The 19,733-nt window shown below is 69.0% G+C and carries 19 protein-coding genes and 1 riboswitch; of the genes, 8 read left to right on the top strand and 11 right to left on the bottom strand.

The window, feature by feature from the left end:
* Positions 1-119: 119 nt before the first annotated feature.
* Positions 120-197, bottom strand: a riboswitch (cobalamin riboswitch).
* Between the two features lie 125 nt (positions 198-322).
* Entirely contained in the window at positions 323-1,060 is a 738-nt protein-coding gene (locus ACIBCK_RS28960; RefSeq protein WP_399394935.1) for a hypothetical protein, read from the top strand.
* 66 nt (positions 1,061-1,126) lie between these two features.
* Here the strand turns inward: ACIBCK_RS28960 and mctP are convergent, their stop codons facing one another.
* The 5 genes from mctP to ACIBCK_RS28935 all read right to left on the bottom strand — a co-directional run bounded on the left by mctP (position 1,127) and on the right by ACIBCK_RS28935 (position 6,411).
* Positions 1,127-2,776 carry a monocarboxylate uptake permease MctP gene (mctP, locus tag ACIBCK_RS28955; RefSeq protein WP_367044886.1) on the bottom strand — a complete coding sequence of 550 codons (1,650 nt, stop codon included), beginning with the start codon at positions 2,774-2,776 and terminating at the stop codon, positions 1,127-1,129.
* Complete coding sequence (locus ACIBCK_RS28950; protein ID WP_399394933.1) at positions 2,773-3,042, bottom strand: DUF3311 domain-containing protein; 270 nt, start codon at positions 3,040-3,042, stop codon at positions 2,773-2,775. Before ACIBCK_RS28950 ends, mctP begins: the two co-directional genes overlap by 4 nt.
* 121 nt (positions 3,043-3,163) lie before the next feature.
* Positions 3,164-3,361 carry a YbdD/YjiX family protein gene (locus ACIBCK_RS28945; protein ID WP_399394931.1) on the bottom strand — a complete coding sequence of 66 codons (198 nt, stop codon included), beginning with the start codon at positions 3,359-3,361 and terminating at the stop codon, positions 3,164-3,166.
* Entirely contained in the window at positions 3,358-5,505 is a 2,148-nt protein-coding gene (locus ACIBCK_RS28940; protein ID WP_399394929.1) for a carbon starvation CstA family protein, read from the bottom strand. The genes ACIBCK_RS28945 and ACIBCK_RS28940 overlap by 4 nt, the downstream gene beginning before the upstream one ends.
* Positions 5,506-5,604: 99 nt before the next feature.
* The gene (locus ACIBCK_RS28935; RefSeq protein WP_399395324.1) at positions 5,605-6,411 is read right to left on the bottom strand and encodes a GntR family transcriptional regulator; all 807 of its coding nucleotides are present in this window, start codon (positions 6,409-6,411) and stop codon (positions 5,605-5,607) included.
* Between the two features lie 274 nt (positions 6,412-6,685).
* On the opposite strand from ACIBCK_RS28935, the gene ACIBCK_RS28930 reads away from it, so the two are divergent.
* The 4 genes from ACIBCK_RS28930 (at position 6,686) to ACIBCK_RS28915 (ending at position 11,392) form a co-directional block, all read left to right on the top strand.
* Entirely contained in the window at positions 6,686-7,960 is a 1,275-nt protein-coding gene (locus tag ACIBCK_RS28930; protein ID WP_399394928.1) for an extracellular solute-binding protein, read from the top strand.
* A 105-nt stretch (positions 7,961-8,065) separates the two neighbouring features.
* A complete protein-coding gene (locus tag ACIBCK_RS28925) occupies positions 8,066-9,046 on the top strand; it encodes a carbohydrate ABC transporter permease (RefSeq protein ID WP_399394926.1) in 981 nt (326 codons plus the stop codon).
* A gap of 38 nt (positions 9,047-9,084) precedes the next feature.
* The gene (locus ACIBCK_RS28920; protein ID WP_399395323.1) at positions 9,085-9,891 is read left to right on the top strand and encodes a carbohydrate ABC transporter permease; all 807 of its coding nucleotides are present in this window, start codon (positions 9,085-9,087) and stop codon (positions 9,889-9,891) included.
* Between the two features lie 7 nt (positions 9,892-9,898).
* Complete coding sequence (locus tag ACIBCK_RS28915) at positions 9,899-11,392, top strand: glycoside hydrolase family 3 protein (RefSeq protein ID WP_399394924.1); 1,494 nt, start codon at positions 9,899-9,901, stop codon at positions 11,390-11,392.
* A 146-nt stretch (positions 11,393-11,538) separates the two neighbouring features.
* Here ACIBCK_RS28915 and nagB read toward each other — a convergent pair whose 3' ends face one another.
* A complete protein-coding gene (gene nagB, locus ACIBCK_RS28910) occupies positions 11,539-12,324 on the bottom strand; it encodes a glucosamine-6-phosphate deaminase (protein WP_399395320.1) in 786 nt (261 codons plus the stop codon).
* 234 nt (positions 12,325-12,558) lie between these two features.
* Positions 12,559-13,305 (bottom strand): SDR family oxidoreductase, encoded by a 747-nt coding sequence (locus tag ACIBCK_RS28905; RefSeq protein ID WP_399394922.1) that lies wholly within the window; start codon positions 13,303-13,305, stop codon positions 12,559-12,561.
* A 93-nt stretch (positions 13,306-13,398) separates the two neighbouring features.
* On the opposite strand from ACIBCK_RS28905, the gene ACIBCK_RS28900 reads away from it, so the two are divergent.
* Complete coding sequence (locus ACIBCK_RS28900; RefSeq protein ID WP_399394920.1) at positions 13,399-14,016, top strand: TetR/AcrR family transcriptional regulator; 618 nt, start codon at positions 13,399-13,401, stop codon at positions 14,014-14,016.
* A 271-nt stretch (positions 14,017-14,287) separates the two neighbouring features.
* Positions 14,288-15,754 (top strand): sensor histidine kinase, encoded by a 1,467-nt coding sequence (locus ACIBCK_RS28895; RefSeq protein ID WP_399395318.1) that lies wholly within the window; start codon positions 14,288-14,290, stop codon positions 15,752-15,754.
* 193 nt (positions 15,755-15,947) lie between these two features.
* Here the strand turns inward: ACIBCK_RS28895 and ACIBCK_RS28890 are convergent, their stop codons facing one another.
* Complete coding sequence (locus ACIBCK_RS28890) at positions 15,948-16,205, bottom strand: WhiB family transcriptional regulator (RefSeq protein WP_016639615.1); 258 nt, start codon at positions 16,203-16,205, stop codon at positions 15,948-15,950.
* A 319-nt stretch (positions 16,206-16,524) separates the two neighbouring features.
* Positions 16,525-17,493: a diacylglycerol/lipid kinase family protein gene (locus ACIBCK_RS28885; RefSeq protein WP_399394918.1), complete on the bottom strand. Its 969-nt coding sequence runs from the start codon at positions 17,491-17,493 to the stop codon at positions 16,525-16,527.
* A 92-nt stretch (positions 17,494-17,585) separates the two neighbouring features.
* Between ACIBCK_RS28885 and ACIBCK_RS28880 the strand changes: the two genes are divergently transcribed.
* Positions 17,586-18,038, top strand: a complete 453-nt coding sequence (locus tag ACIBCK_RS28880; RefSeq protein ID WP_399394917.1) for a hypothetical protein — start codon at positions 17,586-17,588, stop codon at positions 18,036-18,038.
* Positions 18,039-18,133: 95 nt separating this feature from the next.
* On the opposite strand, the gene ACIBCK_RS28875 is transcribed toward ACIBCK_RS28880, so the two are convergent.
* Positions 18,134-19,177, bottom strand: a complete 1,044-nt coding sequence (locus ACIBCK_RS28875; RefSeq protein ID WP_399394915.1) for an RNA polymerase sigma factor SigF — start codon at positions 19,175-19,177, stop codon at positions 18,134-18,136.
* 17 nt (positions 19,178-19,194) lie between these two features.
* On the bottom strand, positions 19,195-19,608 hold the full coding sequence (locus ACIBCK_RS28870) for an anti-sigma regulatory factor (protein WP_135332116.1): 414 nt from the start codon (positions 19,606-19,608) through the stop codon (positions 19,195-19,197).
* Between the last annotated feature and the right edge of the window lie 125 nt (positions 19,609-19,733).

Genomic DNA, 19,733 nt, shown 5'->3' with positions numbered 1-19,733 from the left:
TGAGTGAACACACGGGGGCCGGCCCTTGGGCAGGGCTGCGCTCCGCGTCCACCAGCCCATTCCACGAGGCCCGGACGTCGTCGGCACCCGGACCGGTCGGAACGGGCACACTGTCGACAGGTCTTCGGACTTGCGAGCACGACAAATGCGCACTCATACACCGTTGCGGGACAGTTCCGGACTTGCACCGGATTCCCCTGCGGCGACAGCGAGCACGAGCATACATCTTGTGCTGGCTCTGAGCGGCAGCCCCATATCTTGTGTCGGCACGTGTATCCCCTAGGGTGGCGGCCGAACTGATGGGCGACCAGGGGGAGGTGCCGTGCGAGGGCGGGGAGCGGGCTGTGCCGCGGTGCTGCTGATGCTGCTCGCCGGGTGCGGGGACGCCGGCGAGGAGGCGAGGACGAAGCCTACGCGGACCCCGGGGGCGACCACGGCGGCCGGGGTCGACGGTGCCGCGGATCCCCGCAAGGTCTTCCCGGACGCCGAGCTGAAGGCCGCGCTGCTGCCCGCGAGGACGGTCGGTGCGCGGGCCGAGGCGGTCAACGCCACCACGGGGTCGTTCAACCAGCACTACGGGGGCGGTGACTGGGGCACCTGCGAGCCCGGCAGGAAGGCCCGCGACGAGCTGTTCGCCCTGCGCGGGGCGAGCGCGGGCCACTCGATCCGCCCCTTCCCCGGGGCGATGGCCGACGAGGGGGACCCCTTCGTCTCCCAGAGCCTGGTCTCGATGCCGGCCGGGCAGGCGGGGCGCCACGTCGCGCTGCGCCGCGATCTCCACGAGGCATGCCCCCGGGTCACCGTCGACACCGACGCGGCCCCGGTGGTGGAGCAGCACACGGTGGAGGAGCTGCCGGACCTGGGCGACGAGGCGATCCTGGAGACCACGCGGACCGAGGGCGGCGACGACCTCGACGGTGAAACCCCGTACTACAAGGCCGAGGTGCGGGTCGGCGGGGTGCTCGTGCTGGTGGACGCGGGCTCCGACAAGGATCTCACGATCACCTCGGCGGCCCATGCGGCGGAACGGGTCCGCACGGAGCTCTACACGGCCCCGTGAGGCCGAACGCGAGCGCGGGCCGCCGGAGGAATCCGACGGCCCGCGCTCACCTTCGTACGAAGAACCTCAGTGCCCGCCCGGCGCTCCCGCCGTGGCCGGCGGCAGCTCCTCCACGACGCCCGGGTCGCCGGCGTCCGCCGTGTAGTCGCCGGGAGACGTCTCGTCGATGCCGTCAGGGGCCTTCATGGCACGCAGGACGAACGTCATGACCACGGTGACCACCACGTTCAGGACGAATGCCGTGAGGCCGATGTAGCCGATCTCGCCGATGCCGGGGATCTCGTCGGACGAGCCGCCGAAGTGCTTCTGCGTGGGCGAGGCGACGCCGTACGCGGCGGCAGTGCCGTAGACCATGCCGACCGCCCAGCCCGCGAGCAGCGCCCAGCGGTGGAACCACCGCGTGAACAGGCCGCCGACGAGCGCGGGCATGGTCTGCAGGATCCAGATGCCGCCCAGGAGCTGGAAGTTGATCGCGACCGTCTTGTCCATGGTGAGGACGAAGGCGAGCGCGCCGACCTTCACCAGGAGCGAGACCAGCTTGGAGACCTTGGTCTCCTGCGCGGGTGTCGCGTCCGGCTTGAGGAAGTCCTTGTAGATGTTCCTGGTGAAGAGGTTCGCGGCCGCGATGGACATGATGGCGGCCGGGACGAGCGCGCCGATGCCGATGGCCGCGAACGCGACGCCCGTGAACCAGTCGGGGAACATGTTCTCGAACAGCTGCGGGATCGCCAGCTGACCGTTCTCCACCTTGACCCCGGCCGCGATCGCCATGAAGCCGAGCAGCGCGAGCAGGCCCAGCATCAGCGAGTAGAGCGGCAGGATCGTGGTGTTGCGGCGGATCACGTTGCGGCTCTTGGAGGAGAGCGTCGCCGTGATCGAGTGCGGGTACATGAACAGCGCGAGCGCGGAGCCGAGCGCCAGCGTGGCGTACGTCCACTGCCCGGCCTCGCCCGGCGCGAGACCCGCGACAGGCTTGCCCGCGGCCTCGTTCGCCGACGAGAACTTGTCGTTCGCCGCCTGGAAGATCTCGTCGAAGCCGCCGAGCTTGATCGGGATGTAGATGATCGCGACGGCGATGACGAGATAGATCAGGCCGTCCTTCACGAACGCGATCAGCGCGGGAGCGCGCAGGCCCGACGAGTACGTGTACGCGGCGAGCACCGCGAACGCGATCAGGAGCGGCAGGTCCTTGATGAACCAGTTGGTGTCCGGACCGCCGCCGACACCCATCACGTCGAGCACGGCCTGGATGCCGACCAGTTGGAGCGCGATGTACGGCATCGTGGCGAGGATGCCGGTGACCGCGACGGCCAGCGAGAGCCCCTTGGAGCCGAAACGCCCGCGCACGAAGTCGGAGGTGGTCACGTAACCGTGCTTGTGCGAGACCGACCACAGGCGCGGCAGGAACGTGAAGATCAACGGGTAGACGAGGATCGTGTACGGCACCGCGAAGAAGCCGGCCGCGCCCGCCGCGTAGATCGCCGCCGGGACGGCCACGAAGGTGTACGCGGTGTAGAGGTCGCCGCCGAGCAGGAACCACGTGACCCAGGTGCCGAACGACCGGCCGCCCAGGCCCCATTCGTCCAGGCTCTCGGTCTCGGCCTTGCGCCAGCGCGCGGCCAGGAAGCCCATCGCCGTGACGGCGGCGAAGAAGAAGATGAAGACGGCGAGGGCGATGCCGTTGACGCCGCCGGTGTCCGCTGCGAGCACGTTCATCGGGTCGCACCCCCCTTGGCCTGCTCGGCCTTGCGGGCGCGCTGGTCACGCTGCCACAACTTGTAAGCGATCATGGTGAGAGCGGTGGAGATGAGCACCCACAGCATCTGGTACCAGTAGAAGAACGGGATGCCGATGAAGGTCGGTTCGACCTTCGCGTAGGAGCTCACCCAGAGCATCGCCACGAACGGCGCGACGAGACAGAGGGCAACGACCACGCGGACCGGCGTGACCACCGGTCTGCTCACTTCAGGCGCATCTGACACTTCGCGGCTCCGCTCCCTCGCTTATCCCACCTTTAACGTGCGGGAAATCTAAGCGAGAGGATTGATCTATGGAACCCCCGTCCGGATACCGGACGCGTCGACCTGCCTGCCCCGCGGGGGTTCAGCAGCAGCGGAACCCCTGTCTCGGGTCCGACTCCTGCTGATCCATCCGCATTCGCTCGAACTCCCTGCGAGAGGGCACGGATGCCCCGGGATGCGTCTTCCGCGTGTGCGCGACATATCGGTCGTACGCGGACTCGTCGGTCAACTCCCGTGCGTACCAACGCGCCCAGCGCAATCCGCGCAGCACCCACGTCACGACGAGACCCTCGCCTCTTCGGCCGCCTTCGCCGCCGCCACTTCCGCCTTCTCCTCCGGGGTCGCGATCAGCCCGGCCGGCGCGGTCAGCTTCGACTCGACGTACTCGGCCTCGCTCAGCTTCGACGCCTGGGGGTCGCGGATGTGCTTCACGCAGATGCGGGCCGCGTCCGCGATCACGATGACGATCAGCAGGGCGAGCGCGGCCGACAGGACGCCGTCCACGGTGGAGTTGGTGACGACGGTGTGCATGTCGTCCATGGACTTGGCGGGCGGCAGGATCTTTCCGTCGTCGATGGCGTCCTGGTAGATCGAGCGCTGCTTGAAGAAGCCGACGCGCGGATCGCCGGAGAACACCTTCTGCCAGCTCGCGGTGAGGGTCACCGTCGCGTCCCAGGCGAGCGGAACGCCCGTGATCCAGGCCCACTTGAGGCGCCCCGACTTCACCAGGAGCGTCGTGCAGACGGCGAGCGCGACCGCGGCCAGGAGCTGGTTGGAGATGCCGAAGATCGGGAAGAGCTGGTTGATCCCGCCGAGCGGCTCGTGCACGCCCACCCACAGGAAGTAGCCCCACAGGCCGGTGACGACCGCGCTCGTGATGATGAGCCCCGGCTTCCAACTGACGTTCTTGAAGGGCTTGTAGACGTTCCCGAGCATGTCCTGCAGCATGAAGCGGCCCACGCGCGTGCCCGCGTCCAGGGCGGTCAGGATGAACAGCGCCTCAAACATGATCGCGAAGTGGTACCAGAACGCCTTCATGGAGCCGCCGGTGACCTTCGAGAAGATCTCGGAGACGCCGACCGCGAGCGTGGGCGCGCCGCCGGTGCGCGAGAGCAGCGAGGACTCCTCGACGTTCTTGGCGGCCTGTGCGAGATCCTCGGGGGAGATGGAGTACCCGAAGTTCGCGACGGCCTGGCTCGCGGCCTGGACGTTGTCCCCGATGACTCCGGCGGGCGCGTTCATCGCGAAGTAGAGCCCCGGGTCGATGATGCTGGCCGCGATGAGCGCCATGACCGCGACGGACGACTCCATCAGCATGGAGCCGTAGCCGATCATCCGGATCTGCGTCTCCTTCTGGACCATCTTCGGCGTCGTGCCCGACGAGATCAGCGCGTGGAAGCCGGACAGGGCACCGCAGGCGATGGTGATGAAGACGAACGGGAAGAGCGAGCCCGCGAAGACGGGCCCGTCGCCGCGCGACGCGAAGTCGGTCACCGGGTCCATCTTCAGCGTCGGCAGCGTGATGACGACGCCGAGCGCGAGCAGCAGGATCGTGCCGATCTTCATGAACGTGGAGAGGTAGTCGCGCGGCGCGAGCAGCATCCACACCGGCAGGATCGAGGCGATGAACCCGTACGCCACCAGCCAGATGACCAGGGTGGACGGCGCGAGCGTGAACGTCTCGGCGAGGAAGGACTCGGCGACCCAGCGGCCGGCGACCAGCGCGAGCAGCAGCAGCGCGATCCCGATGAGGGAGACCTCGCTGACCCGCCCCGGCCGCAGGATCCGCAGATAGAAGCCCATGAACAGCGCGATCGGAATGGTCATCGCGATGGAGAAGGTGCCCCACGGCGAGTCCGCGAGGGCGTTGACGACGACGAGCGCGAGCACCCCGAGCAGGATGATCATGATGGCGAACGCGGCGAGCAGTGCGGCGGCCCCGCCGAAGGGCCCGATCTCCTCGCGCGCCATCTGGCCGAGCGACTTGCCGTCACGCCGGGTGGAGAAGAAGAGGACGACCATGTCCTGCACGGCGCCCGCGAAGATCACGCCGACGATGATCCAGATGGTGCCGGGCAAGTACCCCATCTGCGCGGCCAGTACGGGCCCCACCAGCGGGCCCGCGCCCGCGATGGCCGCGAAGTGGTGGCCGAGCAGGACACGGCGGTCGGTGGGGTGGAAGTCGATGCCGTTGTCCAGGCGCTCCGCCGGAGTGGCCCGCTTCTTGTCGACCTTCAGGACGCGGTTGACGATGAACTTGGAGTAGAAGCGATAGGCGATGGCGTACGAGCCGAGGGCCGCGGCCACCATCCAGGCGGCCGACACCTCCTCGTCCCGCGAGAGCGCGAGCACGGTCCAGCCCGCGGCGCCCACCAGCGCGACGAGGGTCCAGATGACGATGGTTCGGGGATTCGCTGTGCGCACCGGGTCGTCCTCCCGTTCATCATGCGATGACGGGAGGAACGTAGAGCAGCACGGTTCCCCCGCGCCAGACCCCGGAAGAGTCCTTTGAAGGGGAGCGGGTCAGTCCGTGGGGCGCTTGAGCCGTGCCACGAACTTGTAGCGGTCGCCGCGGTAGACCGAGCGGACCCACTCCACCGGCTGGCCGCCGCCGTCCAGGGAGTGCCGTGACAGGAGCAGCATCGGCAGGCCCACGTCCGTGCCGAGCAGGCCGGCCTCGCGCGGGGTGGCGAGGGAGGTCTCGATGGTCTCCTCGGCCTCCGCGAGATGGACGTCGTACACCTCGGCGAGTGCGGTGTAGAGGGAGGTGTACTTCACCAGGGAGCGGCGCAGGGCCGGGAAGCGCTTGGCCGAGAGGTGCGTCGTCTCGATGGCCATCGCCTCGCCGTTGGCCAGGCGCAGGCGCTCGATCCTGAGCACCCGGCCGCCCGTGCTGATGTCGAGCAGCCCGGCGAGGGTGTCGTCGGCGGTGATGTAGCCGATGTCCAGGAGCTGCGAGGTCGGTTCGAGGCCCTGGGCCCTCATGTCCTCGGTGTACGAGGTGAGTTGGAGGGCCTGGGAGACCTTCGGCTTGGCCACGAAGGTGCCCTTGCCCTGGATCCGCTCCAGGCGGCCCTCGACGACCAGCTCCTGCAGGGCCTGGCGCACCGTCGTGCGCGAGGTGTCGAACTCGGCGGCCAGCGTGCGCTCGGGCGGGACCGGGGTGCCCGGCGGCAGCGTCTCGGTCATGTCGAGCAAGTGCCGCTTCAGGCGGTAGTACTTGGGGACGCGCGCGGTACGGCCGACTGCCGGGGCCGAGCCGGTGTCCGTGGCCTCCATGGGCGCGGACGCGCCCGCGTCGGTTCCCGTACTCCCCGCCTCGGTGCCCATGGCCCGCCTTCCTGCTGCCGTCACCGGCTCCTCCGTCTGTCGCGGCTCACATCGTGGCACGTACCGGGCCGGGCGTACTGTGCCCGCTCAGGTGTCGGTCCGATAACGGACCTGACAGCCCTTCTTATACACCCTTGACACCCCTAAAGGTCTAGGCCAAGCTCCCCGTACTGGTCTACACCATTAAAGACCAGGTTCCAGTCCCACGGGCAGATCTCGGTCCATTTGGTCGCTGCGGGTGGGGGGTTGACTGGCATCCCTTGAGGAGGGTGACGTGAAGCGCAAGCTCATAGCGGCCATCGGTGTCGCGGGCATGTTGGTCTCGATCGCGGCCTGCGGCGGCGACGACGGCGACGACAAGAAGGCCGGAGTGGACGGCTTCAAGGGGGAGACCCTGACGCTCTGGGCGATGGACGGCTCCACGCCCGACGGCTGGACCAAGGACGTCAAGGCCGCCTTCGAGAAGAAGACCGGCGCCAAGCTGAATCTCGAAGTCCAGCAGTGGAACGGCATCCAGCAGAAGCTGACGACCGCCCTCTCCGAGGAGAACCCGCCGGACGTCTTCGAGATCGGCAACACCCAGACCGCCGCGTACGCCAAGACCGGCGGCCTCGCCGAGCTCGGCGACCTCAAGGAAGGGCTCGGCGCCGACTGGACCGAGTCGATCAACGAGTCCTCGGTCGTTGATGGCAAGCAGTACGCCGCCCCGTGGTTCGTCCTGAACCGCGTCGTCATCTACAACAAGAAGGTCTGGGCCGACGCGGGCATCAAGGAGACGCCCAAGACCCGCGCGGAGTTCCTCGAGAACCTCAAGACGATCGAGTCGAAGACGGACGCCGAGCCGATCTACCTGCCCGGCCAGAACTGGTACCACTTCGTCGGCCTGACCATCGGTGAGGGCGCCGATCTGGTCAAGAAGGACGGCGACAAGTACGTCTCCAACCTGACCGACCCCAAGGTCGCCAAGGCCATGAAGACGTACAAGGAGTTCGCGGACCTCTCCAAGGCCCCGAAGAACAAGGACGAGGCCACCCCGCAGCAGGCCGAGGTCTTCGCCAAGGGCAAGACCGGCGCCTTCATCGGCATGAGCTGGGAGGCCGCGACCGCGATCAAGGCCAACCCGAAGATCGAGAAGGACATCGGCTACTTCACGATCCCCGGCGCCACCGCCGCCAAGCCCGAGGGCGTCTTCCTCGGCGGCTCGAACCTCGCCGTCGCCGCGACCAGCAAGAAGCAGGAGCTCGCCAAGGAGTTCCTCAAGATCGCGCTGTCCGACAAGTACGAGGGCGCGCTCGCCAAGGAAAGCGGCGTCATCCCGAACAAGAAGGCCCTGGAGGCCCAGCTCAAGGGCAACGCGGCCGCCGAGGCCGCCGCACCCGCCACCGCCGGCGGCGGCACCACCCCGCTGATCCCGGAGTGGGCCGCGGTGGAGAACCCGCCGAACCCGATCAAGAACTACATGACCGCGGTCCTGAACGGTAAGTCGAACGACGCCGCGGCCAAGCAGGTCGAGGGCGAGCTCAACAAGCGCCTGGCGCAGAAGCAGTAAGGACGCGCTCCTGCCGGGGACCTCGGGCCCGGGGTGACATCCCCCCGGGCCCGGTGCCCCGGCATAGCGCTGCGTTCCGCGATGCCCACGAAAGAGATGGCGAGCATGACCGTGCAGACCGAACGGCCGCCCTCCGGCCCGACGGACGTCGTGAAAACGGACGGACGGCCGGCTGATCCCGGCAAGCCCCGCGAGCGGGCCCGGTCGCTCGCCCCCTATCTGCTCCTGCTCCCCGCGCTCGCGGCCACCCTGCTGTTCCTCGGCTGGCCGCTGGTCAACAACGGGATCCTGTCGTTCCAGAACCTCAACATGAGGCAGTTCATCCTCCACCTCACGGAGTGGAACGGGATCGACAACTTCAAGGAGGTCCTCAGCGGCGAGGACTTCTGGCGCGTCACGGGCCGCTCGATCGCCTTCACCGCGGTCAATGTCGCACTGATCATGCTGATCGGCACCCTGATAGGCCTGCTGCTCGCCCGTCTCGGCAAGCGGATGCGGACGTTCCTCCTGGTCGGTCTCGTGCTCGCCTGGGCGATGCCGGTGATCGCGGCGACCACCGTCTACCAGTGGCTGTTCGCGCAGCGCTTCGGCGTCGTCAACTGGGTCCTGGACAAGGCCGGCTGGCACTCGATGGCCGACTACGACTGGATGGGCAGCCAGTCCTCCACGTTCTTCGTGGTCATCACCCTGATCGTCTGGATGTCCGTCCCCTTCGTGGCGATCAACCTGTACGCCGCGACGACGGTGATCCCCAAGGAGCTCTACGAAGCCGCGTCGCTCGACGGCGCCGGCGCCTGGAAGGGCTTCACGAACGTCACGCTGCCCTACCTGCGGCCCTTCCTCTACGCGACGACGTTCCTGGAGATCATCTGGGTCTTCAAGGCGTTCGCGCAGGTCATGGCCCTCAACGAGGGCGGCCCGGACCGGCTCACCGAGATCCTGCCCGTCTACGCCTACATCGAGGGCATGGGCAACCAGCACTTCGGCATGGGTGCGGCGATCGCGCTGCTCACCATCGTCATCCTGCTGGCCCTGACCGCCTTCTACCTGCGGATCGTGCTCAAGCAAGAGGAGGACGAGCTGTGAACCGCACCGCTTCGTCGAGGTCGTGGAAGTTTCGTCGCATCTGGCCCAACGCCGTGGCCGTCGTGCTCTTCATCGGCCTCGTCTTCCCGGTCTACTGGATGTTCGCCACGGCCTTCAAGCCGACCGGCGACATCATCAGCGAGGACCCGGTGTGGTTCCCGACCGACGCCACGTTCGAGCACTTCAAGACGGCCGTCGAGGCCGAGCACTTCTGGACGATGGTCGGCAACTCCCTCACCGTCACGCTCCTCGCCGTGGTCTTCTCGCTGATCATCGGCCTCGCGGCGGCGTTCGCACTCGCCCGGATGCGCTTCAAGGGCCGCAAGGGCTTCATCATCGGCTTCATGCTGGCGCAGATGGCGCCCTGGGAAGTCATGGTCATCGCGATCTACATCATCGTGCGCGACGCCGACATGCTGAACAGCCTGGTTCCGCTGACGCTGTTCTACATGGTGATGATCCTGCCCTTCACGCTCCTGACGCTGCGCGGCTTCGTCGCCGCGGTGCCGCGTGAGCTGGAGGAGTCGGCGATGGTCGACGGCTGTTCCCGGATGCAGGCGTTCCGCCGGGTGATCCTGCCCCTGCTCGCGCCGGGCCTGATGTCGACCTCGCTCTTCGGCTTCATCACCGCCTGGAACGAATTCCCGCTGGTTCTTGTCCTCAACAAGGAGGCGGAGGCCAAGACACTGCCGGTGTGGCTGTCCGGCTTCCAGACCGCCTTCGGTGACGACTGGGGCGCCACCATGGCCGCCGCCTCGCTCTTCGCCGTCCCGATCTTCGTCCTCTTCGTCTTCCTGCAGCGCAGGGCCGTCAGCGGTCTGACCGACGGTGCCGTGAAGGGATAACCGCCATATGACGACACTCACCAGCCCCACCGAGACCCTGACCCGCGACGCCCTGACCGTCCTGCAGCCCGGCTTCGTCGGGACCAGCGCGCCGGACTGGCTGCTCCGCAGGATCGGTGAAGGCCTCGCATCGGTCGGCCTGTTCGGCCGCAACATCGCCTCGCCCGAACAACTGGCCGCACTGACGGCCCAGTTGCGTGCCGAGCGCGACGACGTCCTGGTAGCCATCGACGAGGAGGGCGGTGACGTGACCCGCCTGGAGGTCCGCTCCGGCTCCTCCTTCCCCGGCAACCACGCGCTCGGCGCGGTCGACGACACGGCGCTCACTCGTGACGTGGCCGCCGAGCTGGGCCGCCGGCTCGCCGCGTGCGGCGTCAACCTCAACTGGGCGCCGTCCGCCGACGTCAACTCCAACCCGGACAACCCCGTCATCGGCGTGCGCTCCTTCGGCGCCGACCCGCTCCTGGTGGCCAGGCACACGGCCGCCTACGTCGAGGGGCTGCAGTCCGCGGGCGTCGCCGCCTGCACCAAGCACTTCCCGGGGCACGGCGACACCGCGGTCGACTCGCACCATGACGTGCCGCGCATCGGCGTCGACCCCGAGGTGCTCAGGGCGCGTGACCTCGCGCCGTTCCGGGCCGCCATCGCCGCGGGCACGCGGGCTGTGATGAGCGCGCACATCCTCGTCCCGTCGCTGGACGCGGAGTACCCGGCGACGCTCTCGCGCCGCATCCTGACGGGCATCCTGCGCGAGGAACTCGGGTACGACGGCCTGATCGTCACGGACGGCATGGAGATGCAGGCCATCTCCGCCACCTACGGCATCGAGCGCGGCAGCGTCCTCGCCATCGCCGCGGGCGCCGACGCGATCTGCGTGGGCGGCGGCCTCGCGGACGACGACACGGTCCTGCGCCTGCGCGACGCGCTCGTCGGGGCGGTGCGCGCGGGCGAGCTCTCCGAGGAGCGCCTCGCCGACGCGGCCACGCGGGTACGGGCGTTGGCCCACTGGACTTCGGTGTCGGGCGCGGCCGATCGTTCGGGGGGCGCGCCCGGCACCGAGATCGGCCTGGTCGCGGCCCGCCGCGCCCTGACGGTCACCCGGGGCGAGACCTACGCGGCCCCGCTCACCGAAGCTCCGTTCGTCGCCGCCTTCACGCCGATGGCCAACATCGCGGTGGGCGACGAGACCCCGTGGGGCGTGGCCGCGGAGCTGGAGCGCCTGCTCCCGGGCACCGAGACCGGCAGCTTCACGGGCGCGGACGCGGGTGCGCTGGCCCTCGCGGAGGCGGGGGAGCGGCGCATCGTGGCCGTGGTCCGCGACGCCCACCGCCACGCGTGGATGGCGGAGTCCCTGGACACCCTGCTGTCCGCCCGCCCCGACACGATCGTGGTCGAGATGGGCGTCCCCCAATCACCCCCGACCGGCTCCCTCCACATCGCCACCCACGGCGCGGCAAGGGTCTGCGGCCTGGCGGCAGCAGAGGTGATCACGGGGGGCTAGGCGCCAGGGGGCGCCCCGCAAGGGGCGCGGGGAACTGCGCGCCGAGCCCCCACGCACCGGCAGGTGTGGCTACAACCAGAGAGGTGCCGGGCCCGCCCCCAGCAGGGGGCAGGCCCGGCACCTCCGCTCAGGGCCCAGGGGCCCGACTAAAGCCCTTGCCAGGCCGGCTTCGCCGCATATGTGGCCCGGAAGTACTCGCCGAGCTTCAGCTTGGAGGCAGCCGCCTCGTCCACGACGACCGTCGCATGCCGGTGCAACTGCAGAGCCGAAGCCGGAACAATCGCGGCGACAGGCCCCTCCACCGTCGCGGCCACCGCGTCCGCCTTGCCCTCACCGGTGGCGAGCAGCACCAGATGCCGCGCCTCGAGGATCGTCCCGATCCCCTGCGTGATCACGTGGTGCGGCACCTGCTCGATGTCCCCGTCGAAGAAGCGCGCGTTGTCCACCCGCGTCTGCTCCGTCAGCGTCTTGATCCGCGTACGCGAGGCGAGCGAGGAACACGGTTCGTTGAACCCGATGTGCCCGTCCGTGCCGATCCCGAGCAGCTGGAGGTCCACACCCCCGGCGTCCGCGAGCGCCTGGTCGTACGCCTCGCAGGCCGCCTGCACGTCCTGCGCGCTGCCATCGGGCCCCATGAAGGACTTCTCGCTGAGCCCCAGCGGCTCGACTACCTCACGCAGCACCACGGAGCGGTAGGACTCGGGATGCCCGGCGGGCAGCCCCACGTACTCGTCGAGCTGGCAGATCCGCGCCTGCGACGCGTCCACGGCACCGGAGCCGACCTTGGCGGCCAGGGCTTCGTAGATGGGCAGCGGGGTGGATCCGGTGGCGACACCGAGCAGGGCGTCAGGCTTGCGGCGGACCAAGGCGGCCATGGCCTCCGCGATGAGCTCGCCGCCTGCCTTGGCGTCCGGGACGATGACAACTTCCACGCTGGGCCTGCCGATCTGGAGAGGGCTCACGGGCCCGGAGAGAGGACCCACGGGGGACAACTGGCTATGTGGTATAGACCAATCTAGCAGAGCTGGCCCGCCAGGTACCCCGCTTCCGGGGCTTCGGGTTCCCGCCTTCCGTCACGCGTTTCCGCCTACCGTCGACGCGTCGCTCCCGTTCCATGCTCGGCTCTCCGGAGCGCCCCCGCAGGTCGAGCCCCTTGGCGCGGGGCCTCACACCCCGAGCGCCGAGCCGCCCGTCGCGTCGATGTACTGACCGGTGATCCACCGTGCGTCGTCCGAGGCGACGAAGCTGACGATGTCCGCCACATCCCCGGGCCGGCCTATGCGGCCGAAGGTCGAGTACCCGGCCATATCGGCGCGCTGTGCCTCGGGAATCCCGTCCATCATCTCCGTCTCGATGATCCCCGGCGCCACCGCGTTGACCGTGATCCCGCGCGGACCCAGGTCCTGCGCCAGAGTGTGCGTCAGGACGTTCAGCGCCCCCTTCGTCATCGAGTACCCGATCGTGATCGGGAAGGCGATGCGGGTGACGCCCGAGGAGATGTTGATGATCCGGCCGCCGTCGCGCAGCCGCGACAAGCCCTTCTGGATGATGAAGAACGGCGCCTTCGCGTTGACCGCGAACACCCGGTCGTAATCCGCCTCCTGGACCTCTCCCACCTGGCTGTAGAGCCCGATCCCCGCGTTGTTCACCAGGATGTCCAGGCCGTCGGCGTGACGGTCGAACTCGGCCCAGAGGGCCTCGGCGTCGCCGGGGACGCCCAGCTCGGTCCCGATCGCGAAGGCGGAGCCGCCCGCGGCCTCGATCGCCGTGACCGTCTCCTTCGCCGCCACCTCATTGCTGCCGTAATGCACGGCGACCCGCGCGCCGTCCCGCCCGAGCCGCTCGGCGATGCCCCGCCCGATACCGCGGCTGCCGCCCGTGACCAGTGCCGTCTTCCCCGCAAGCGTGCCCATGAGAGCCGCCCCCTATTTCTCTAGTGGTCGCTACAGAAAGAACCGTAACCCACTCCGCGCCGTTTTTCTAGCGGCCGCTATACAATTCACTCCATGGCGACGAAACAGCGCGGCCGCCCCCGCTCCTTCGACCGCGAGACCGCACTGGAGCAGGCCCTGCGCACCTTCTGGGAGCAGGGGTACGAGGCGACGTCGGTCACCGACCTCACCCGGGCGATGGGCATCGGCGCCCCGAGCATGTACGCGGCCTTCGGTGACAAGAGGTCACTGTTCGAGGAGGTCGTGCTGCTGTACGGCCAGACGCACGGCTCCTTCGGCGAGCGCGCCTTCGCGGAGGAGCCGACCGTCCGCGGCGCAGTCGCGCGGATGCTGTACGAGGCCGCCGACAAGTACACGGAAGCCGGACACCCGCACGGCTGCCTGGTCATCTGCGCCGCCACGAACTGCACGACGCCGGAGATCGAGGCCGGCCTGCGCGACCGGCGCAACGCCAACATCAGTTCCATCGAGTCCCGCACAAGGGCCGCCGTCGCCGCGGGCGAGCTCCCCCCGGAGACCGACGCCCCCGCTCTGGCCCGCTACACCGGAGCCGTGCTCCAGGGCATGTCCCAGCAGTCCCGCGACGGCGCCAGCCGACAGGAGCTGGAAGCGGTGGCCGGGCTGGCCATGCGGGTCTGGCCCGATGTACAACAAACATCTGCCGACGCGTAGACACAAGCGAATGGTCTAGTCCACAATGCGTTGGTAAAAGCATCCGCCCTTCCCGCACAGGAGGGCGGACCGAGGAACCGGCACTCTCTGCCCTGACCGTGTCGGATCCTTAGATCGACCGTCCGGTACCGCACATTCCGGTGGTCGGTGTTCCTGAAGGGCTGCGGTGCCGTGGGTGGGTTGAGGGTCCCGCCCTGGCGCCGCGGCTCGTCGGGAATCGCCCGGAGCGGGCCCGCCGGACGTGCCAGGTACGCTCGCACACGTGCCCTCCATGAACGACCTCGTACGCCAGCACACCGCTCTCGGTGACTCCGATCTCGAGTGGCTGCATCTGCTGGTCTCGGAGTGGCAGCTGCTCTCCGATCTCTCCTTCGCCGACCTCGTGCTGTGGGTTCCCACCCGCGACGGCACCCGCTATGTCTCCGTGGCGCAGATGCGGCCCAACACCGGGCCCACCTCCTACCAGGACGACATGGTCGGCCACCTCGTCCCGCGCGGCCGCCGCCCGCTGCTCGACGCCGCCCTCGACGAGGGCCGCATCGTGCGCGAGGGCGACCCCGAGTGGCGCGAAGAGGTCCCGGTGCGGGTCGAGTCCATCCCCGTACGCAGGGAAGGGCGGGTCCTCGGGGTCATCGCCCGCAACACGAACCTGCTCACGGTGCGCACCCCCTCGCGCCTTGAGCTGACCTACCTTCAGTCGGCGTCCGACCTGGCCCAGATGATCGCCGCGGGGTCCTTCCCGTTCCCCGGCCAGCAGGTCGACATGGACGCCTCCCCGCGCGTGGGCGACGGTCTGCTCCGGCTCGACGCCGACGGCATCGTCCAGTACGCGTCGCCGAACGCGCTCTCCGCGTACCACCGACTCGGCCTCGCGGCGGACCTGGTCGGCCACCACCTCGGCACGGCGACCGCCGAACTCGCCCCGTCCCGCGGCCCGGTGGACGAGGCGCTCGCCAAGGTCGCCAGCGGCTGGGCGCCCCGCGAGTTCGAGATCGAGGGAGGCGACGGCGTGATCCAGCTCCGCGCGATCCCGCTCAAGCCCAAGGGCCCGCGCATCGGTTCGCTCGTCCTGCTCCGTGACGTCACCGAACTGCGCCGTCGCGAGCGGGAGTTGATCACCAAGGACGCGACCATCCGGGAGATCCACCACCGGGTGAAGAACAACCTCCAGACGGTCGCCGCTCTCCTACGCCTCCAGGCGCGCCGCATCGACTCCGCCACCGGCCGCGAGGCCCTCGAAGAGGCCGTACGCCGCGTGGGCTCCATCGCGATCGTGCACGAGACGCTGTCCCAGAACCTGGACGAGCGGGTGGAGTTCGACGAGATCGCCGACCGCGTCCTCGCGATGGTCGCCGAGATCTCTCCCGGCAAGGTCACCGGCCGGCGCACCGGCCGCTTCGGCATTCTGGACGCCGAGGTCGCGACCCCGCTGTCGATGGTCCTCACGGAGATTCTGCAGAACGCCCTGGAGCACGGCTTCCAGGAGGGGGACACCGGCACGGTCGAGGTCTCGGCCGTGCGCGGCGGCACCAGCAAGGACGCCCGTCTCCTCATCACCGTCCAGGACGACGGCGTCGGCCTGCCCGACGGCTTCGATCCGCAGCGCTCGGGCAACCTCGGCCTTCAGATCGTCCGCACCCTGGTGGAGGGCGAGATGGGCGGCACGTTCGACATGGTGCGCGCCCCGGAGCGCGGCACGCAGGTCATCCTCGACATCCCAGTGCGCGCCGACAAATAGCGCACGCGGGTACGGGACTTCGCCCACGGAACGCGCATACGCAAAGCAGTGAGCCCCGGACCGAAGTGGTCCGGGGCTCACTGCTCACGTTGCATTGCGCATCGGGGGGTACTGCGCGGCTGCGGCTCGGGGGCGGGAGATGCGTACTCGCTGTACGCGCCGCCGGGCTAAAGCTCGTAGGGGGGCGTGACCGTCAGGCGCTTGCCTGGCGTGCACGGTTGCGAGCGGCACGGCGCTTCATTGCGCGGCGCTCGTCCTCGCTGAGGCCACCCCAGACACCCGAGTCCTGGCCGGACTCGAGCGCCCACTGCAGGCACTGCTCCATGACGGGGCAGCGGCGGCAGACGGCCTTGGCTTCCTCGATCTGCAGCAGCGCAGGACCGGTGTTGCCGATGGGGAAGAAGAGCTCGGGGTCTTCCTCGCGGCAAACGGCGTTGTGACGCCAGTCCATGGCTGCTACCTCTCCTTGGTATTACGTACAAGCTTGCTTGTGAATGTGAACGCTTTCACGAATCCCTCGACGACGGAAGGGACTTTCGTCACATACGCGACGATGTCCTATGCGTTGAGGAGGGGGTTCTGGCTTTCTGTGGGGCCGATGTTGCGGGCCGTCCCGATCGCCATGTAGAGATTCGCAAACCTCGGCGGCGGATACAACCCCTTCCGGCAAGTTTTTTTTGATTCCTCAGTGTCGACTGGGTCACAGCCGTACTTCCATGGGGTGGACCCTGGCCTAAACGTTCGAGTGAAAGGAGTTTGGGCCCTTCCACTCACACAATCACACGCAGTGCACGGCGTACGCCTGTGAACGTCACGCTCGTGCGCAGCCCCAGGTGGTCACCGTCCATCTGAAGGGGGAGCGGCACCTTCGAATGCAAGGTGAAGTCGGTCAGGTCATGGAGCGTAACCGCGTGCTTGCCGTGGGGTCCGCGCTCGGGCGTCGACGTCAGGAGCTGGGTGCCGTAGCGGGCCACCGCGGTGGTCGAGAGCTTGCTGAGACCGAGCACGTCGAGGCCGGTGTCGAAGGAGGCCTGCGGCGACGCGTACATCGGGCGATTGCCCAGGTAGGTGTACGGAGAGGTATTGCAGACTATGGAGAGCACGAGGTCGGTCACCGGGTCCTCGCCGGCCCGTTCCAGCGTGATCATTCCGTGTCTGCGGTGCGGCTCGTCGAGGAACTGACGGAACACCTGGCGCAAATACAGCGCATGGGTGGACCGCTTCCCGCGCTCCCTCTGTTGTTCGACCCGTCCCACCACTCCGGCGTCGAAACCGAATCCGGCGGCGAAGGTGAACCAGTGCCCGGGAATCGCCTCGTCCTCCGTGCCGGGAGTTCCCGACAGGTGGCCCAAACTCACTGTGCGTTCACTTCCCTCACGCAGGGCGTCGAGCAGAGCGCCGGTCGCCTCCACGGCGTCGTTCGGCAGACCGAGGGCGCGCGCGAAGACGTTCGTGGAGCCGCCGGGGACGACGGCGAGGCGTGGCAGACGGTCCGGGTCGGGGCCGTTGTGCAGCAGGCCGTTGGCGACCTCGTTGACCGTGCCGTCCCCGCCGAGCGCGACGACGAGCTCGATGTCCTTGCTCTCGGCGGCCTGTCTTCCGAGGTCCCGGGCGTGCCCGCGGTACTCCGTGGTGACCGCCTCTAGTTTCATCTCGCTCGCCAGCGCGTGGATCAGTACGTCACGCGTGCGCGCGCTGGTGGTGGTTGCCGCCGGGTTGACCACAAGGAGTGCACGCATGCGAAGCAGCGTACCTAGCGGTCATGAACGGGCCTAGACCGAGGGGGCGGACCGGAGGCCGGAGCACGGACACGCACAGCTACCCTGCAAGGGTGAGTACACAGCGGAACCCCACCCCCGAAGCCCCGGAATCAGGCCCCCGTCCCGGACGTCTGACGGCCGCAGCGGCCCTTGCCGCGCTGGAGGGCGTCGCACTCATCGCCGCCGGTGTCTACATGCTCGTGATGGGCCTCGCGGGTGACCCCGACAACCCGGAACAGGCCACGACGGGCGGCGTCACGCTGATCGTCCTCGCGCTCCTGCCCCTGCTCGCCGCCCGCGGCCTCCTGCGCCGCCGCAGCTGGAGCCGGGGGCCCGCCATCATCACGCAGATCATGGCGCTTCCGGTGGCCTGGCAGCTGCTGCAGGCCGACAGCGTGGCCATCCCGGGCGGCATCGCGCTCGCCGCGGTCGCGGTGGCCGCGCTCGTCCTGCTGGTCAATCCCGCCACGACCGAGGCGCTCGGCATCAAGGGCCCGGGGAACGTACAGGACGACGTGAAGTAGCCGTCCGGCACGACAGGCCTTCCGAGAGCGACAGACTTTCCGAAGGCGACAGACCTTCCGAAGGAGCAGACCAGGAGGGGCGGTCTGCTCCTTCGTCACTCCTCGACGAGGAGCTTCTCGCGCAGCTGCGCGAGCGTGCGGGCGAGAAGCCGGGAGACGTGCATCTGGGAGATGCCGACCTCCTGGGCGATCTGCGACTGCGTCATGTTGCCGAAGAACCGCAGCAGCAGGATGCGCTTCTCGCGCGGTGGAAGGTCTTCCAGGAGCGGTTTGAGGGACTCCCTGTACTCGACGCCCTCCAGGGCCTCGTCCTCCGAGCCCAGGGTGTCCGCGACCGCCGGGGACTCGTCGTCCGTGTCCGGGACGTCCAGGGACAGCGTGGAGTAGGCGTTGGCCGACTCCAGGCCCTCCAGGACCTCCTCCTCGGAGATGCCCAGCTTCTCGGCGAGCTCGTGCACCGTGGGTGAGCGGCCGTGCAGCTGGGACAGCTCCGCGGTCGCCGTGGTCAGCGCGAGCCGCAGCTCCTGGAGACGCCGCGGGACCCGGACCGCCCAGCCCTTGTCGCGGAAGTGACGCTTGATCTCACCGACGACCGTGGGCGTCGCGTACGTGGAGAACTCCACGCCGCGCTCCGGGTCGAAGCGGTCCACGGACTTGATCAGGCCGATCGTGGCGACCTGCGTCAGGTCGTCGAGCGGCTCGCCGCGGTTGCGGAAGCGGCGGGCCAGGTGCTCGACGAGCGGCAGGTGCATACGGACCAGCTTGTTGCGCAGGTCCGCGTACTCGGGACTGCCGTCCTTCAGCTCGCGCAGCTCGATGAACATCGCGCGTGCACCGCTGCGGTCCTGCGGATCGTGCCGGGTGTGCTGCTGCTCACCGTGTTCGCTCATGTATCCCGCCCGTTGCGCGCCGCCCCGGGCGGAGGGCTTGGCGCGCTCCTCCTGGGCGGTCGGCTCTGCCTGCTCCGACGCGTCAGCCACAGTCGACGGACCCGGCTGCTCCGGGTCCTCGGGGTGCGGCCTGGCCTGCTGCTCGGGGATGCTGGTGAGGGCCGGCTCCACCGGGGCCTCGCGCCCCCTCGTCGGCGTCCCTCCCCGGCCACCGGGCAGACCCCGTGTGCCGCGCTCTTCGTCCCGCACCGGCCCCTCCCTGCCCCTCACGCCGGCCCGGGTCCCGCGCCGCGCTTCTTGTAGAGACTGATCGAGACGGTGTTGTCCTCGGCCACGGAGGAGTCGACCTGACCCGCGAGGGCGGACAGCACAGTCCAGGCGAAGGTGTCCCGTTCCGGGGCCCGGCCGTCGGTGGTCGGCGCCGAGACGGTCACCTCCAGGGAGTCGTCGACGAGCCGGAAGACGCAGCTGAGCACCGATCCGGGCACGGCCTGCTGGAGCAGGATCGCGCAGGCCTCGTCGACCGCGATGCGGAGGTCCTCGATCTCGTCGAGAGTGAAGTCCAAACGCGCCGCGAGACCGGCCGTGGCCGTACGCAGCACCGACAGGTAGGCACCCGCAGCCGGAAGGCGGACCTCGACGAAGTCCTGATTCCCGGGCTCGCCTGCGATCTGGGACACCCTCACCTCCAAGGTGGTACAAGCACTTTCGGGGCTCCAGGTCCGCCGTCCCACGGCGGTCCGGACTGCGTCACACGGGTAACGCACCACGTAGTTATGCGGTGACGCTACCGCGCTCCCCAGTT

Origin of the sequence: Streptomyces sp. NPDC051218 (assembly GCF_044455475.1) — a bacterium.
GTDB lineage: Bacteria > Actinomycetota > Actinomycetes > Streptomycetales > Streptomycetaceae > Streptomyces.
The sequence above is the reverse complement of the archived record's forward strand: the minus strand, read 5'-3'. Positions and strand labels throughout refer to the sequence as shown.